Source organism: Actinoplanes lobatus (genome assembly GCF_014205215.1).
Lineage (GTDB): Bacteria > Actinomycetota > Actinomycetes > Mycobacteriales > Micromonosporaceae > Actinoplanes > Actinoplanes lobatus.
Map to the genome: position 1 here is coordinate 8,498,526 of NZ_JACHNC010000001.1, position 15,492 is coordinate 8,514,017.

A 15,492-nucleotide genomic window follows, 5' to 3' on the forward strand; every position below is an offset into this window, starting at 1 on the left:
AAACGGTGGCCGACGCCCTGACCCGTCGGCACCGCGTCGTGGTCAGCGGATGGTCACGCGGCATCCGCTGTCCGCCAGGTAGTGGTGAGGGCGGCCACTGCCGGCGCCGGGGCAGGAGGTCTGCGCGTGTTCACCGGTCTGATTCTGGACGCTGCCGAGTTCGAGGTGCTCGTCGGCGGGGAGCGGGTGGCCCGCCGGCCGCTGGCGGACGCCGATGTCAGGCTGCTGCAGGACGTGGCGGTCCGCTATGTGCACGCGGTGCAGACCCGCGCCGAGGATCCGGTGTTCCTCGGTCTCGGCCGGGAGTTGTTCGCCTGGATCGACGGTGGCCAGGGTGGGTGGAGCGGGCTGTTGCAGCGGGCCACGGCGCCGCTGGTGTTCGAGGTGCAGACCCCGGGCCCGCCGTCCCCGGCCGGGTGGGCGGCGCTGCGGGCGCCGTGGGAGGTGCTCGCCGACGAGGTCGGGTTCCTGGCCGCTGACGGCCTGCGCCGCTTCGAGGTGGTCCGCCGCTTGGGGAAGCCGTCCCAGGCGTCTCCGCTCGACGGGTTCCGGTTGGGGTTGATGTTCATGGCCTCAGCCCCGGCCGGACAGCAGGAACTGGATTTCGAGGCCGAGGAGTCGGCGATCCTGACGGCGGTCGGCGACAGCCGGGTGGACCTGGTCGTGGAGGACACCGGCGATCCCGACCAGTTGAGTCTGCGGTGGGCCGACCTCGACGGCCTCCCGGTCCTGCACCTGTCCTGCCACGGCGTGAACAACTGGCCGTCGAACGGGACCCGGGTGCCGGTGCTGATGATGGAGGACGAGGTCGGTGAGCCCCGTCCGGTGACGGCGGCGGAACTGGTTGGCCGGTTGTCGGTGATGCCGCGGTTGATGTTCGTGTCGGCGTGCCTGACGGCGACGGCGGCGGACGCGTCCGGGCACCTGCCGCCCGGCCCGGCCCATCGCGCCTCCGACTCGCCCGGCAACGGCAACGGCAACGGTGTGATGGTTCCGGTGGCGCACTCGCTCTCCACCGAACTCGTGAGCGCCGGGGTGCCGGCGGTGGTGGGTTGGGACGGGTCGGTCACCGACGGCGCGGCGACCCTGTTCGCCCAGCACCTCTACCAGCGGCTGGGGTTACGGCAGGAGTTGGCAGCGGCGGTGGGCGACGCCCGGCGCAAGCTTCTGGCCTGCAAGGATCCGCAGTTGCGGGCGGATTGGCACCTTGCCCGGATATGGCTGGGCCCGACCGGCGGCGGCCGGGTGGTCGCCGGTACCGCCCGTCGGCAGGTCTCCGCGGTCCAGGCCACGAAGACGTTCCTGGACCTCAAACAACAGCATGTGCCGGTGGCGACGGCGGACATGTTCGTCGGCCGCCGCCGCGAGATGCGCACGGCCCTGCGAGCGCTGCGCGGCGGCGAGCGGGCCGGGGTGCTCTTGCACGGGCAGGGCCGGCTGGGCAAGTCGAGTCTGGCCGCCCGGCTGGCGGACCGGTTCCCTGACCGGGCGGTGGCGGTGGTGTTCGGTGACTACACCGCGATGGGGGTGCTGGAGGCGGTCGCGGCGGCGGTGCAGGACAACCCGGCCGCCCGGACGCTGATCGAGTCCCGGCGGGCCGAGGTACGCGACCATCCGGAAGTGCTGCGCTGGGTTCTGATAGACCTGCTGGCCGGCCCGTTGACACAGGCCGGCGAGCACCGGCAGCGGCCGCTGTTGCTGATCATCGACGATCTGGAGCAGATCCTTGTAGCCCAGGCGGACGGCCCGCATCGGCTGGCGACGGGTTATGCGCCGGTGCTGGCGGCCGCGCTGCAGGCGTTCGATCCTTCCCTGGGTGACAGTAGGTTGGTGCTGACCAGCCGTTTCGTCTTCGCCCTCGACGGCCTGGAGGACCGGTTGGCATCGGTGCAGTTGACACCGTTGTCGGACGTGGCTCAGCTCAAGCTCGCGGTACGCCAGCGGGCGGTGTCGCCGGAGGACCTGCGGGAGGCACGGGCGGATTTGGCCGCCCGGGCGGTGGCGGTCAGCCGAGGCAACCCCGGCCTGCAGGATCTGGTCGCGTTGCGGCTGGTCTACAGTTCGCAGGTCGCGCCCGCACGGGCCGAACAGGCGGTCTCCGACATGGAGACCTACCTGAGCCAGGGTGATCTGCCCGCCTCCAGCGAGGTGCGGGCGTTCGTGGAGAACCTTGCGATCGACGCCCTGATCGAACAGGCCGGACCGGCCCACATCGCCCTGCTTCGCGCGCTGACCCTGTTCGACCTGCCGATTCCCACCACGGTCATCGGCCTTCTCGAAACACGCACCGGCGGATCGGTTCAACGGCTGTGCGGACTCGGGCTGGCCGATACCTTCCCCGACGCCCGAGACCAGGCGACCACCGCCGTGGCGGTCAACGCACTCGCCGCCGGCCGGCTCACCCCACTGACAGCCGTCGAGCAGACCGAACTGGCGGCTCTGATGGTGCAGCCGCTGCTGGCCGCGTGGGGCGGCCCCGGACAGCAATCGGAGTGGAGTCGCGGTCTGGATCTGCAACTGACCATGCTGGCGGTCCAGGCGGATGATCCGGCAGTGGTCGCGCTGTGCGCTCCGGACGCCGTACAGGGGTTGCTCGCCGGGCCGGCACAGGTGGCGCTCAGACTCGGCCAGCAAGCCCTCGCCATTCTCGACCGGCACGCCATTCCCGCGCGGGTCCTGCTGCTGCGGCGTGTCGCTGAGGCGGCACTCATCAGCGGCGACGGCGACATAGCGGCCACGCTGTCCGGCCGGGCGGTCGAGCAGGCCACTGCGGGGGGCGTTGCGGCCGATCCGCTGGAACACGCCCGGGCCATCGCCGAACACGCCCGTCTTCTCAAGGACCGGGGTGAGCCGGAGCAGGCCGAAATGCTGCTGCACCAGGCCCGGGACATATTCACCGCTGAAGGATCCGAACGTGAGGCGGCGTTCGCCTGGGGCGACATTGCCAGTCTGCTGTACTGGCGCGGCGAATTCGACGAAGCGCTCCGCATTCGCCACGAAGTCGAACTTCCGGTGTACGAACGCCTCGGCGACACCCGGGCCATCGCGTTCACCTGGGGTGACATCGCCGACATCATGTACCAGCGAGGCGAACTCGACGAAGCGCTCCGCATCCGCCACGAAGTCGAACTTCCGGTGTACGAACGCCTCGGCAACACCCGGTCCATCGCGTTCACCTGGGGAAAAATCGCCGACATCATGTACCAGCGCAGCCAATACGATGATTCACTCCGCATTCGCTACGAAAGACAACTACCGGTCTACGAACGCCTCGGCGATACGCGCGAAATCGCCATCGTCTGGGGAAAAATCGCCGACATCATGCACCGGCGCAGCGAATACGACGAAGCTCTCAGAATCTATCGCGAGAAGCAACTACCGGTCTACGAACGCCTCGGCGATACGCGCGAAATCGCCATCGCCTGGGGCAAGATCGCCGTTATCCTACATCGGCAGGGCGATATCGATGCGGCCCTCCGAATCCATCAGGAGAAGGCGCTGCCAGCTTTCGAGAAGGTTGGCGACACACGCTCCCTTGCGATCACCTGGGGAAATATCGCGTCAATCCACTACCAAAACGGCGACTACGGCGAAGCCCAGCGAATCAATCAGGAGAAGGCGCTGCCGGCTTTCGAGCAGCTCGGCGACACACGCTCCATTGCGGTCGCCTGGAGCAATATCGCATCCATCCATCACGAGAACGGCAATTACGAAGAAGCTCAACGTATCAATCAGGAGAAGGCGCTGCCCGCGCTTGAGCAACTCGGCGACCTGGACGGCATCGCGAACATCAGGTGGCGTATCGCGGAGATCCAGCTGGACCAGAACGACTTTTCAGCCGCAGCGTCCAACCTGGTAGCAGCATTCCAGATCTTCGATCACCTGGACCGACCCGATGGTCTCGCTGTCACTGGTGGCATCCTTGGTCAACTCCTGATCGCCTCCGGAGAGCCGGACGCCGCGCGGCAGGTGCTGGAGAAGAGTCTCGCCGCGGCACGCAAGGTCGTGAATCGACGTCTCGCGGAGCAGATCCAGGAACTGCTGCGAGGGGTCGAATCCAGACCTGATGGCGGGTAACCCACCACCCGACGTCGATCCGGGGGTTCCCGGGCGGTGGCTCATCAGGTGGAGCGGAGGCGGTAGCCGACTCCTCGGACGGTCTGGACCAGGTCGGGGTCGCCCAGTTTGTTGCGCAGGGAGGCGACGTGGACCTCCAGGGTGTGTTTGCCGGACCAGGTGGTCTGCCAGACGTCGAGCATGATGCGCTCGCGGGTGAGGGCCACCCCGGGCTGGCGGGCCAGAGACGCCAGGATGTCGAATTCCTTGCGGGTGAGGTTGACCGGCTCGCCGTCAACGGTGACGCTGCGGGCGCCTGGGTCGATACACAGCGGGCCGACCTCGACCACCTGGGCCGGCGCGGGGGCCGACCGCATGGTTCGCCGCAGCAGGGCCTCGATGCGGGCCTGTAGTTCGGCCATCGAGAACGGCTTGACCACGTAGTCGTCGGCGCCGACTCGCAGGCCGGTCACCCGGTCGCGTTCCTCACCGCGGGCGGTGACGGCGATGATGCCGAGGTTCTCGTTGCGGGCGCGCAGCACCCGGCACACGTCGATGCCGTCGCCGTCGGGCAGGTTGAGGTCCAGGAGCACGAGGTCACACGGGGCGGCCTCGAGCGCCGCGGTGGCGGTGGCGGCGTGTTCCACCGCGTAGCCGCGCCGTTGCAGCATCGTGGTCATCACCGCGCCCACCCGGCGGTCGTCCTCCACCAGCAAGATCCGCATCGGTCCCCCGGCCTTCCGTCGTTCGAACGCCGCACGGTAGCCGCTGGATGTTTCCGGCGGCCACTCGGAGGATATTGGCCCTTGACAACCAGGTGCCGTTTTTGTCGGTGACCCGGCAGCTCAGCCCGGTGGGTGCGGCACTGGCCGGACCCGGCAGTAAGCCGGGCTGAGCTGCGGGAACGGCCGTGGTTGCGGTTGGCGACTGCGGCGTCCGTACCCCTAAGAAGTCATTCTGAGGAGCGCGTTGCCGCCGAGCATGAGCACGTCGGCGCCGGCGACGAACGCCATGCACCGCCGGTAGAGGCGGTCGGCGAGTTCCGGGTCGTCGGTGGTGCCCCAGGCGCGGAAGAGCAGGATGACGGCGCAGATCACCAGCGGGATCCCGCCGATGACCAGCAGCCAGCCCTCGCCGGGTGTGGTGCCCCGGGCCACCAGCGTGGTCACCATTGTTGCCGGGAGGATCCCGAAGAACACCACGGCGAGTACGGCGTACCAGCGCAGCGGCGTGATCGTGTTCGTCATCTGTCACCTTTCGGTCCGCGCGATCCTAACCGCCGGAGGCGGCGGCCGCCCTGATCGCCTCCCGGATGCGCGCGTAGGTGCCGCACCGGCAGATGTTGCGGATGCCGTCCAGGTCGGCGTCGGTGATCTCCCGGCCTTCGGCGGCGACCCGGCGCACCAGGTCGACGGCCGCCATGATCTGGCCGGGCTGGCAGTAGCCGCACTGCACCACGTCGTGGTCGAGCCAGGCCTGCTGCATCGGGTGCAGGTCGGCTCCGGCGGTGGCGGCCAGGCCTTCGATGGTGGTCACCTCGTCGCCGGGGCCCAGGTCGCGGACCGGTACGGCGCACGGGTTGAACGCGCGCCCGTTGAGGTGGCTGGTGCAGGCCTTGCAGACGTTGATGCCGCAGCCGTACTTCGGGCCGGTGACGCCGAGGATGTCGCGCAGCACCCACAGCAGGCGCACGTCGCTGTCGACATCGACGGTGACCTGCGCACCGTTGACCCGGAAGGTGTGCTCAGGCACTCATACCCCCTGTTTCATCGGACGTGGTCGAGTCCGTCGACCGGGGAGGCGGGAATCGGTGGGACGGTCGGTTTCGGCACGAACGACAGGGTGCCGTGGTTGATCGGGAAGGTGGTCGGCATGGTGCCGGTGGCCCGTCCGTAGGCGCAGGCGACCGCCGCCATGGCCGCCGACACGCCCAGTTCGCCGGCGCCGCCGGGCTGGTCGGAGTCGCTGGGCATGATGATGATCCGCAGGTCGGGCGGGGTGTTCCACTGCCGGGTGTAGAAGTAGTTGTCCCAGCTGGCCTCGAGGAAGTAGCCGTCGCGCAGGTGCAGGCTGGAGGTGAGAGCCAGCGCGATGCCGTCCATCACACAACCCATCATCTGTGCCTCCAGGCCGAGTGGATTCACGGCGAGACCCACGTCGACGGCGAAAACGGCCCGGGTCACCCGGGGTCCGGCCACGCCGTCGCGGATCGGCCGGTTCACCGTCTCGGGCCGGCAGTCGATCTCGACGAGGCAGGCGCTGACGCCCTTGTACTCGGAGTGGAAGGCGATGCCCTGGGCCACTCCGGCCGGCAGGGTCCGCCCCCATCCCCCGGTTTCCGCCACCGCCCGCAGGACGGCCCGGGAGCGGTCGCCGCGCAGCAGGTCGTGCCGGAACCGGTACGGGTCGCGGCCCATCCGGGCGGCGACCTGGTCGACGACGAGTTCGCGGGCGCAGGTGGTGTCGGGTGAGTAGACGTTGCGCATGCTGCCGGTGTTGAAGCCTTTGCCGGTCTCGCTGAGCAGCCGGCTGTGCAGTCCGAAGTCGTACGGCGAGGTGTGGCTGAACTGGAAGAACGTCTGGGCGAACGCCTTGTCGCCGATCGGCAGTTTGGCGGCCATGGCGGTGAACAGCTCTCCGAGGCCGTGGCCGAGGTCGGTGGTGACGCTGGTGTGCCGCTGTTCGAAGCCGAGAACCAGGTTTCCGGCGTAGGCGATGCGGACCCGGGAGGTGGCCATCGGGTGGGTGCGGCCCTGCCGGGAGTCGTCGGCGCGGTGCCACATGAGTTTGACGGCCTTGCCGAGTTTCTGGGACAGCTCGGCGGCTTCCAGGGCGGCGTCGAAGAACAGTTTGCGGCCGAACGAGCCGCCGCCCTCGGTGACGTGCACGGTGACGGCGCTGACCGGCAGCCCGAGGCGGGCCGCGATGCTCTGTTTGGCGACGATCGGGGATTTGAGGGCCGACCAGATCTCGGCGCGGCCGCCGCGGACGTCGGCGATCGCGCAGTTGGGTTCCAGGGCGCTGTTGCTGCGGAAGTGGAAGGTGAACCGGCCTTCCACGTACGGGGTGATCGGTCGCGGGCCGAGGGGTAGTTCGGCCGATGCCAGCTCGCGTGCGACGGTGGTGTCGGACTGTCCCTCGACGGTGCCCGGCTTCCAGGTGACGCGCAGTGCGCGGACCGCGTCGATGCACTGGCCGAACGTGTCGGCGCGGACGGCGACGCCGGTGGAGATGGTGACCACGTCGGTGACGCCCGGCATGGCGCGTACCTCGTCGAGGTTGGCGACCGTGCCGGGTTTGCCGTTGATGGTCGGTGGCCGGCACACCATGGCGGGTTTGGCGCCGGGCACGGTCACGTCCATGGCGAACTTCTTGCGGCCGGTGACGGCGTCGCGGGCGTCGATGCGGCCGTGCGGGCGGCCGATGACGGTGAAGTCGTCCTTCGCGGTGAGTTCCACCGGTACGGCGAGGGTGCGCGGGCTGGCCGCCTTGGTGGCCAGTTCACCGATGCCGATCCGGCGCCCGTCGCGGGTGCTGATGACGCCGTCGGCGAGCCGCAGGTCGCTGGAGCCGAACTCGTCGGCCGCGGCGGCGAGCAGGCGCTGACGGGCGACCGCCGCGGCCACCCGGATCGGGGTGTACGTGGCGATCGTCGTGTTCGAGCCGCCGGTCATCTGGTTGAACAGCAGTTCCGGGCGGGCGTCGGCCAGGGTGATCTTCACCCGGTGCAGGGGTACGGCCAGTTCCTCCGCGATGAGCATGGCCGTGGAGGTGGTGATGCCCTGCCCCACCTCGGCTCTGGGCAGGGCGAACGACACCGTACCGTCGGCGTTGATCTCCACCGCGATCAGCCCGGAGGTGGGCAGGGCGGCGGCCGTCATGATGTCGTTGAGGTCGAGCAGTTCAGCGGCCTGCGCCTCCCCGAGTGAAGCTGCCGCCGCCTCCCCGAGTGAAGCCGGGGAGGCGGCGGCCACCAGGACGGGGGCCGCCAGCACATATCCCAGGAACCGTCGCCGGGATGTCGTCATCCTTCGGGCCGGTTGATCGTCGGAATCTCGATCTTGGTCTGCTGGGCCTTGGTCAGGAACAGCAGGATGTACTGCCGGGCGGCCTCGTCCAGCACCCAGGCGACCTCGGGCACCAGGGGCAGCGGGATGAGCTTCTCCCGGAACTTGACCAGCAGCGGCCACGCGTTCGCGACCAGCGGCCCCCAGATCGGCTCGCGTTCGATCTGGTCCCAGTCGGACACCTGGTCGCCGACCAGGTACCGGGCCAGGGCGTTGACCAGCGGCCGGCTGATGCTGGCCGGGCTGGTCTGCTCGGCGAGCTGGCTGAGCAGGATGTCGGTGAGCTCGACGCCCTCCCGGGTGGGTCCCATGTTGGGCGGGAGCACCTGGTCGGACTGGGCGTTGGCGGCCGCCCAGGTGGCCGGGATGTATTCGTCGCGCACCCCGAGCATGTGCGCGGTGACCTGCCAGACGTGCAGGTAGGCCTGGGAGTCGGCGGCGCTGATCGGGACCTGCCATTCCCGCAGCTTGCGCATCGCGTACGTGGGGAGCGTGTGCCAGGTGACCAGGATGTCCTCCTGGCTGATCGGGACGCTCCACTTCCAGTGCGGCGACTGTTGCAGCAGGTGCCGCACCGCTGCGTGGACCAGTCGCGTCTTGACCGCCTGGACGATGCAGTCGCCGTCCGGCCGGTACGCGTTGAGCGAGCCGACCGAGAAGCCGAGGAGGCTGGTCTTGGCGACCCGGTCCTCCATGTCGGCGCCGCCTTTGGAGTAGTAGACCGACCACGCCTCTTTGGGGATGGCCGTGCTCAGCATGCCGCCGCCGACACCGTTGAGCAGGTTGAGATAGAGACCGCGGGACTTGTTGAAGGTGGCCGCCGTCTCGAGTTTGGCGCGGTCCGCCCAGGACGGCAGCTGCCGCGCCTTCTCGATGAACTCGACCAGGTATCCGGGCAGTCCGTCGGGCAGCGGCTGGTCGTTGCGGGTCCAGTTCCACAACAGCCGGTTGACCTCGGGAACCGCGCCGCTGTCGAGCAGCTCGGCCGAGACCGGGTCGGCTTCGGCGTCCCACTGGCTGCTCCACGGCAACGCCGCCGCTGCCTGCGCTCTCGAGGGAACCGCGAAGATCGCCGCGGCTGCCGCGCCGGCCCTCAGCATGTCGCGTCTGCTCAGGTCAGCCATGAGACGTCGCCGGGCGGTTGGTGAGCGGGATCTCGATGCTGATCGGCTTGGCCTCGGACAGGAACAGCAGTGCGGCCTTGCGCAGGAACTCGTCGAACAGCCAGTAGGCCTTCGGGGCCAACGGGAAGGGCAACAATCCTTCGCGTACGGCGATGAAGGGTCCCCACGCGGTCTTGAGCAGCGGGTCCCAGATCAGTTCGCGGGGGATCTTCAGCCAGTTGGCGATCTCGTCGCCGAGCATGAACCGGGTGAACGCGCCGAGGATCGGGGCGCTGAGGATGCCGGCGTCGATCGGGGCGCCGAGGTTCAGCAGGATGTCGGCGAGCTTGATGCCCTCCGGGGTGGGCCGCAGGATCGGGTCGAGGACCTGTTCGGCCTGCGAGTTCGCCTCGGCCCAGGAGTTGGGGATGTACTCGTCCTCGACGCCGAGCATGTGCGCGCCGACCTGCCACGAGTGCAGGAACGCCGCGGACTCGGCGGCCGGGATCGGCACCTTCCAGTCGGTCAGCTTCCGCATGACCGTGGTGGGCAGGCTGTGCCAGGTGACCATGATGTCGGCCTGGCTGATCGGGATGTCCTCCTCGGCGACCGGTGTCCAGTACGGCGACTGCGGCAGCAGGTGGCGGACGGCGGCGTGGACGAGCCGGGTCTTGACGGCGGTCACGATCATTTCGCCGTCGGGTTTGTAGGCGTTGACGGCGCCGATGTCGTACCCGAGTTTGGCGGTTTTGGAGATGCGGTCCTTCATGTCCGCGCCGCCCTGGGAGTAGTAGACGGCCAGGGCTTCCTTGGGGATGACGGTGCTCATCATCCCGCTGGCGAGGCCGTAGAGGACGCCGAGGTAGAGGCCGCGTTTCTCGTTGAATTTCACGGCGAGGTCGAGTTTGGCCGGGTCGGCCCAGGACGGCAGCTGCCGGGCGCGTTCCATGAAGTCGCGCAGGTCGGCCGGGAGCCCGTCGGGCAGCGGCTGGCCGTTCTTCTTCCAGGTCCGCAGGAGGGCGTTGACCTGGGGTACGTCGCCGCGCTCGATGAGGGATGCGACCAGCGGGTCGGCCTCTTCGTCCCACACCCATCGCGGGTCGGCCCCGGCGCCCGCGCCGGCCACGGATCCGGTGGGGGACCAGGTCCACAGTGTCTGTGCCTGTGCCGGCGCGGCGATGCTCATCGCCCCGAGGGCGCCCAGCAGGGCCCCGGCAAAGTCCTAAATGAGGCCGAGGAGTGTCAACGGGCGGTTGCTGTCGCGGGCGTGATGGCGGGTGGCGGCGGCGATGTTGGTGGTTCCGGCTGCCCGTAATGCGCTGATGGCAGCGTCGCGGAGGGCGGCCATGACGTGTGGTCCGGTGCCGGTACGGATTTGGCTGCGGTCTTCTGCGTAGGTGACGTCGCGAACCCAGTGGATCTTGTTTTCGATGGTCCAGTGCCCGCGGATCCAGGCTGCCAGTTGGGCAGGTTTTGCCTGGTGGACGTGTAGGTCGGTGATGGCGTAGACGGTTTGGGTGGTGAAGCGCCGTGGCTGGTCGAGGCGGCGTCTACGACGGCGGATCTGCAGGGCTTGGACGGCATGCGGGAAGTCGATGCCTGCGGCGACGGTCACGATCCTCAGGGTGCGGATCTCCCGGCGGCCGTGGCCGCGGTCATCCTGGCGGGCAGCTTGCGGGACTTGCCGCCAGGGCAGACGGGAGAGCTGTTTGTGCAGGTGCGGTTGGTTGCCTTTGACGGTCAGGATCCAATGGGCGCCCCGTTCGGCGAGGTAGTCGACGTGTTCGCGCTGGCAGTGCATCGCGTCGGCGGTGATCACGGCGTCTCGTAGGTCGCCGATCTGGTCCAGCAGAGGCGCGAATCGGGTGATCTCATTGGTCTTGCTGTCGATATCGGTGCTGGCCAGGACCATGCCGGCGTTCTGATCGCAGGCGGCCAGCAGGTGCCGGGCGGTGCTGTCGCCGGTGCGGGATCCGCGCAGTGTCTTGCCGTCGACCGCGATGGCCTGCCGGCTTGTCGAGGTCTCGGCCCGGCCTACGAGCCAGACAGCGATCGCCGTGGTCAGCAGCTGCGCATCGAGGGCCTGCAGCAATCGGCGGATCATCGCTTCAGAGGGGCGCCGGTCAGGGGCGATACCCAGGGCGAGAGCTGTCGAGGCCGGAACGTCGGCGACCCATTCGGCGATCGCCGTATAGGAACGGCAGCCGGCGATCACGGCACAGACTGCTGCGATCACTACCGCCGTCAACCGGTGCCGGACCCCACGACGTGCCCGCGGATCAGGCAGGCAATCGAGCACTGCCACCAGGCCGCCAGCGGTTTCGGGCACGGTCAGAGCCGGTGCGCAGGACAAAGAGGAGATCAGCGATGATGGCAGTGCGGGCATGACTCACTTCGGATAGATCATCGTGGCGTAGGAACCTTGATGATCTTTCGAACCGGTCATGCCCGTCTTGCTACACCCAACAGCGGCGCTTCTACTCCAGATCCCCCAAGTCGGACACCGTCACGACTTTGCCGGGGCCCTGGGGCGCCCAGTGCGCCGCCGGCTCTCAACATGTTGCGCCTGCTGAGTGGTTCCATGCCTCACTCCAGCCTTGATACGGTGAAACACGAACTGCTTCGGTGTATCAGCCATGAGAGCACAGGGCTTCCGCGTTCACAAGCTTGAATTTTTGCGTTCATCGATATGTGCGAGACGTTGATACGCTGATACGCATCGTGTAAATACATTTCGGGGGAGGATGACCATGTCGATGCTGGGACGCGCCCTGGCCGACGCCTTCGAGCCGGCCGACCCCGGCGACGAGGTCACCGCCCGGCTGCTCGACGCGGCCTACGACCAGTTCTGCCGGATGGGCATCCGCCGCTCCACCATGGAGGACGTCGCCCGCCGCGCCGGCGTCTCCCGGATCACCGCGTACCGCCGCTTCGCCACCAAGGATCTGCTGGTGGAGCATGTGGTCCGGCGCGAGTTCCGGCGCTACTTCGACCAGTTCCTGCTGGACATCGCCGAGGCCCGGACCGCCGCCGACCGGGTGGTGGTGGGTTTCGTCAGCTCGTTGCAGGCGTTCCGGAGCAATCCGCTGATCGGCGGCCTGATGTCCGCCGAACCCGACCTGCTGGTCCCGTCGATGATCAGCGACGGCGGCGAGACCCTGTCCACGGTCCAGAAGTTCGTCGCCGGGCAGCTACGCCGCGAGCAGGAGGCCGGTTACATCTCCGAGCGGGTCGACGTGAACCTGGTGGCCGAGATGTGGACCCGCCTGTCCGCCTCGTTCCTGGCCATCCCCAGCCGGGTCGTCGACCTCGACGACACCGAACAGCTGCGCGACCTGGCCCGCCGCTACCTGGCCCCGATGCTCGAAGCACCCTGAAGACGGTCCCGGGCCCGGGTCAGCGCCCGGCGGGTCAACGTCTGGAAGGCCCGCCGGTCGGTGGTGGCGTCGACCTCGGCGGCCGCCTCCGCGGCGGCCGAGATGGCCGCGTCCGAGAACTCCGTCCCGGTCAGCGCCTGTTCCGCGGCCCGCCCGCGTACCGGGCACGGGCCGGCGTTGACCAGGCCGATCGACGCCGCGCCGACCACGCCGCCGGTCACCGTGACCGCGGCCATGGCGGCCGCCTGCGGATAGACGGTCCCCCGGCGGTCCTCCGCGTAGCCGGTGCCGGTGCCCGTCGCCAGCACCGGCAGGCGGGCCTCCAGCAGCAGTTCATCCGGACGGCGTACGGTCGTGAACGGCCCGGTGAAGAACTCGCCGGCCGCCACGGTCCGGCAGCCCCGCGGCCCGATCAGGTCCAGTTGCGCGCCGACCGCCACCGCCAGGGCGGGCCACTCGGCCGCCGGATTCGCGTTCGCCAGACTCCCCAGCATCGTGCCGCGGGCGCGTATCGGCGGGTGCCCGAGGTGCCGCACCACGGTGCGCATCAGGTCGCCGATCGCCCCGCCGATCGTGTCCGACTCGAACTCACGGTGCCTGATCAGCGGCCCGACCCGGACGAACCCGCCGGACTCGGTGAGCATGTCCAGCCCGGCCACCTCGTTGATGTCGACCACCCGGCGGGGCGCCGCATCCTGCGCGGTCAGCTCCAGGATGAGGCTCTGGCCACCGGCGAGGACCGCGGTCTCCCCGTCGGCCAGCGCGGCCAGCACCTCCTCCAGGGTGCGCGCGGCGACGTATTCGACGACCGCAGGTCTCATCCCATCTCCTCCACCGGCTCGGGCCTCCGCCAGTCTTGCGGGGCCCGGGGGTGGATGGGGAGCGGCGTCCTTCTATCGGGTGACCAGGTCACGGAGCCAGCGGAGCTGATCGCGTACGTGGTACGCCTCGCCGCCCTCGTGGCCGTTGAACGGGTACACCCGCGTCTCGTGGGGCGGCTGCCACCGGTCGACGGCCGCGAAACCGGTGTCCGGCGGGCAGACCGTGTCACGCAGGCCGATGCCGAAGTGGCCGGGTGCGGTGGCCCGGTGCGCGAAGTGGACGCCGTCGAAGTGCGACAGGGTGTGCCACACCGTGTCGGCGGCGTCGCGGTGCACGGACAGGTAGGTGGCGATCGCGCCGTACGGCTCGGCGCCGGTGAGGTCGACGGCGTGGCGGATGTCGCAGAGGAACGGGGCCGAGGCGAGCACCGCGGTCAGGTCGGGGACGAGGCCGGCGACGGCGATCGCCAGCCCTCCGCCCTGGCTGTTGCCGGCCACCGCGACGCGGGCCGGGTCCACGCCGGGCAGGGCGCGGACGGCGTCGACGGCCCGGACCGCGTCGGTGATGAGGCGGCGGTAGTAGTAGTCGTACGGGTCGAGGATGCCGCGGGTGACCGGGCCGGGACCGCCGGAGGAGTACGGGCGCGGGTCGGGGGTGTCGCCGCCGCAGCCGTACTGGTCGCCCTGCCCGCGCACGTCCATGAGCAGGTGGGCGTAGCCGGCGGCGGGCCAGGTGAGCCGTTCGAACGGCAGGCCACGGCCACGGCCGTACCCGGCGAACTCGACGACGGCCGGCAGGTCCGCGCCATGTGATGACGGCCGCGTGTACCAGGCCCGGATCGGGTCACCACCGAACCCACCGAAAGTCACGTCGAAACATTCGAACAGCGGCAGGTCGTCCGGGCCGGGCGTCACCTCGAGCAGGACCGGGCCGCGGGCGGTGTCCAGGGTGGCCTTCCAGAAGGCGTCGAAGCCGTCGGGTTCGGCGATGGAGGACATCATGAGCTCCGGGGCGCCGCGGTGCTCTCCCGGACCACCAGCTCGGTGACCAGGTCGATCCGGGTCATCGGGACGGGCGCGCCCTGGGCCAGGTCGAGCAGCATCCGGGCGGCGGTGCCGGCCATCGTCTGCACGTGCTGGTCGACGGTGGTCAGCGCGGTGGCCGCCCACGCGGCCATCGGCACGTTGTCGTAGCCGACCACGGACAGGTCGGCCGGGACCTGGAGCCCGAGCTTGCGGGCGGCCCGGATGACGCCCATCGCCTGCATGTCGGAGCCGGCGAAGATGGCGGTCGGTGGGTCCGGGCGGTCCAGCAGTTCGAGACCGTGCTGGTAGCCGGTGTGGCCGGTGAACAGGCCGTAGCGCACCAGCTCCGGGTCGGCCGGCAGGCCGGTCTCGTCGAGCGCCGACCGGTAGCCGGCCACCCGGGCCCGGCTGCACAGCACGTCCTGGGGCCCGGAGATGACGGCGATCCGCCGGTGGCCGAGCTCCACCAGGTGCCGGGTGGCGAGCAGGCCGCCGTTGAAGTTGTTGGAGCCGACCGTGGGCACGCTGGCGGCGGTGGCGCTGTCGGTGTCCAGCACGACGAACGGGATCCGCTGCCGGTCCAGCTGGCGGCGCTGGGTGTCGGTGAGGCTGCACAGCACCAGCAGCACGCCGAGCGGGCTGCGGCCGAGCACGTCGTCGGCCCAGTGCGGGGGCGGCCGGTGCCTGCCGCCGAGCTGGGAGACCACCAGCTCGACCCGGGCCGGGGCGGTGACCGCCTCGACGCCCTGGATCACCTCCATCGCCCACGCCGAATCGAACTCGTGGAAGACCAGGTCGATGTGCCCGGTGACGGCCGGGAGCCGGCGGTTGCGCCGCCGGTAACCGTGCCGTTCCAGGCTCTCCTCGACCCGGGCCCGGGTCCGGGCGGCCACGTCGGCGCGGCCGTTGAGCACCTTGGACACGGTCGCCGCGGAGACGCCGACCTCGTCGGCGATGACGGCGATGGTGGCGGGCCCGGACTCCGGCTCGGTCATCGAAACATCACGCCCCCGTCTCGGATTTTTCGAGATCAACTGTCGTC

The 15,492-nt window shown here is 69.6% G+C and carries 12 protein-coding genes; 2 read left to right on the forward strand and 10 right to left on the reverse strand.

Annotated features, from left to right (window positions below; translation table 11 throughout):
• The first annotated feature begins 126 nt into the window (after positions 1–126).
• Positions 127–4,077, forward strand: a complete 3,951-nt coding sequence (locus BJ964_RS38830) for a tetratricopeptide repeat protein (RefSeq protein WP_188125315.1) — start codon at positions 127–129, stop codon at positions 4,075–4,077.
• Between the two features lie 44 nt (positions 4,078–4,121).
• On the opposite strand, the gene BJ964_RS38835 is transcribed toward BJ964_RS38830, so the two are convergent.
• The 7 genes from BJ964_RS38835 to BJ964_RS38865 form a co-directional block, all read right to left on the reverse strand.
• Positions 4,122–4,781, reverse strand: a complete 660-nt coding sequence (locus BJ964_RS38835; RefSeq protein ID WP_188125316.1) for a response regulator transcription factor — start codon at positions 4,779–4,781, stop codon at positions 4,122–4,124.
• Positions 4,782–5,000: 219 nt separating this feature from the next.
• Positions 5,001–5,303, reverse strand: a complete 303-nt coding sequence (locus BJ964_RS38840) for a hypothetical protein (protein WP_188125317.1) — start codon at positions 5,301–5,303, stop codon at positions 5,001–5,003.
• A 25-nt stretch (positions 5,304–5,328) separates the two neighbouring features.
• Positions 5,329–5,808 (reverse strand): (2Fe-2S)-binding protein, encoded by a 480-nt coding sequence (locus BJ964_RS49355; protein WP_188125318.1) that lies wholly within the window; start codon positions 5,806–5,808, stop codon positions 5,329–5,331.
• Positions 5,809–5,822: 14 nt separating this feature from the next.
• A complete protein-coding gene (locus tag BJ964_RS38850; protein ID WP_188125319.1) occupies positions 5,823–8,084 on the reverse strand; it encodes a molybdopterin cofactor-binding domain-containing protein in 2,262 nt (753 codons plus the stop codon).
• The gene (locus BJ964_RS38855; RefSeq protein WP_229807191.1) at positions 8,081–9,223 is read right to left on the reverse strand and encodes an oxygenase MpaB family protein; all 1,143 of its coding nucleotides are present in this window, start codon (positions 9,221–9,223) and stop codon (positions 8,081–8,083) included. Before BJ964_RS38855 ends, BJ964_RS38850 begins: the two co-directional genes overlap by 4 nt.
• A 16-nt stretch (positions 9,224–9,239) precedes the next feature.
• Positions 9,240–10,412, reverse strand: a complete 1,173-nt coding sequence (locus tag BJ964_RS38860) for an oxygenase MpaB family protein (protein ID WP_188125321.1) — start codon at positions 10,410–10,412, stop codon at positions 9,240–9,242.
• Between the two features lie 36 nt (positions 10,413–10,448).
• Entirely contained in the window at positions 10,449–11,612 is a 1,164-nt protein-coding gene (locus BJ964_RS38865) for an ISAs1 family transposase (RefSeq protein WP_239163898.1), read from the reverse strand.
• A 364-nt stretch (positions 11,613–11,976) separates the two neighbouring features.
• On the opposite strand from BJ964_RS38865, the gene BJ964_RS38870 reads away from it, so the two are divergent.
• On the forward strand, positions 11,977–12,603 hold the full coding sequence (locus BJ964_RS38870) for a TetR/AcrR family transcriptional regulator (protein WP_229806957.1): 627 nt from the start codon (positions 11,977–11,979) through the stop codon (positions 12,601–12,603).
• Here BJ964_RS38870 and BJ964_RS38875 read toward each other — a convergent pair.
• The 3 genes from BJ964_RS38875 to BJ964_RS38885 all read right to left on the reverse strand — a co-directional run bounded on the left by BJ964_RS38875 (position 12,573) and on the right by BJ964_RS38885 (position 15,445).
• The gene (locus tag BJ964_RS38875) at positions 12,573–13,424 is read right to left on the reverse strand and encodes an FAD binding domain-containing protein (RefSeq protein ID WP_188125322.1); all 852 of its coding nucleotides are present in this window, start codon (positions 13,422–13,424) and stop codon (positions 12,573–12,575) included. The genes BJ964_RS38870 and BJ964_RS38875 overlap by 31 nt on opposite strands.
• A 72-nt stretch (positions 13,425–13,496) precedes the next feature.
• Entirely contained in the window at positions 13,497–14,423 is a 927-nt protein-coding gene (locus BJ964_RS38880; RefSeq protein WP_229806956.1) for an acetylxylan esterase, read from the reverse strand.
• Positions 14,423–15,445 carry a LacI family DNA-binding transcriptional regulator gene (locus BJ964_RS38885; protein ID WP_188125324.1) on the reverse strand — a complete coding sequence of 341 codons (1,023 nt, stop codon included), beginning with the start codon at positions 15,443–15,445 and terminating at the stop codon, positions 14,423–14,425. The genes BJ964_RS38880 and BJ964_RS38885 overlap by 1 nt, the downstream gene beginning before the upstream one ends.
• Positions 15,446–15,492 lie beyond the last annotated feature (47 nt).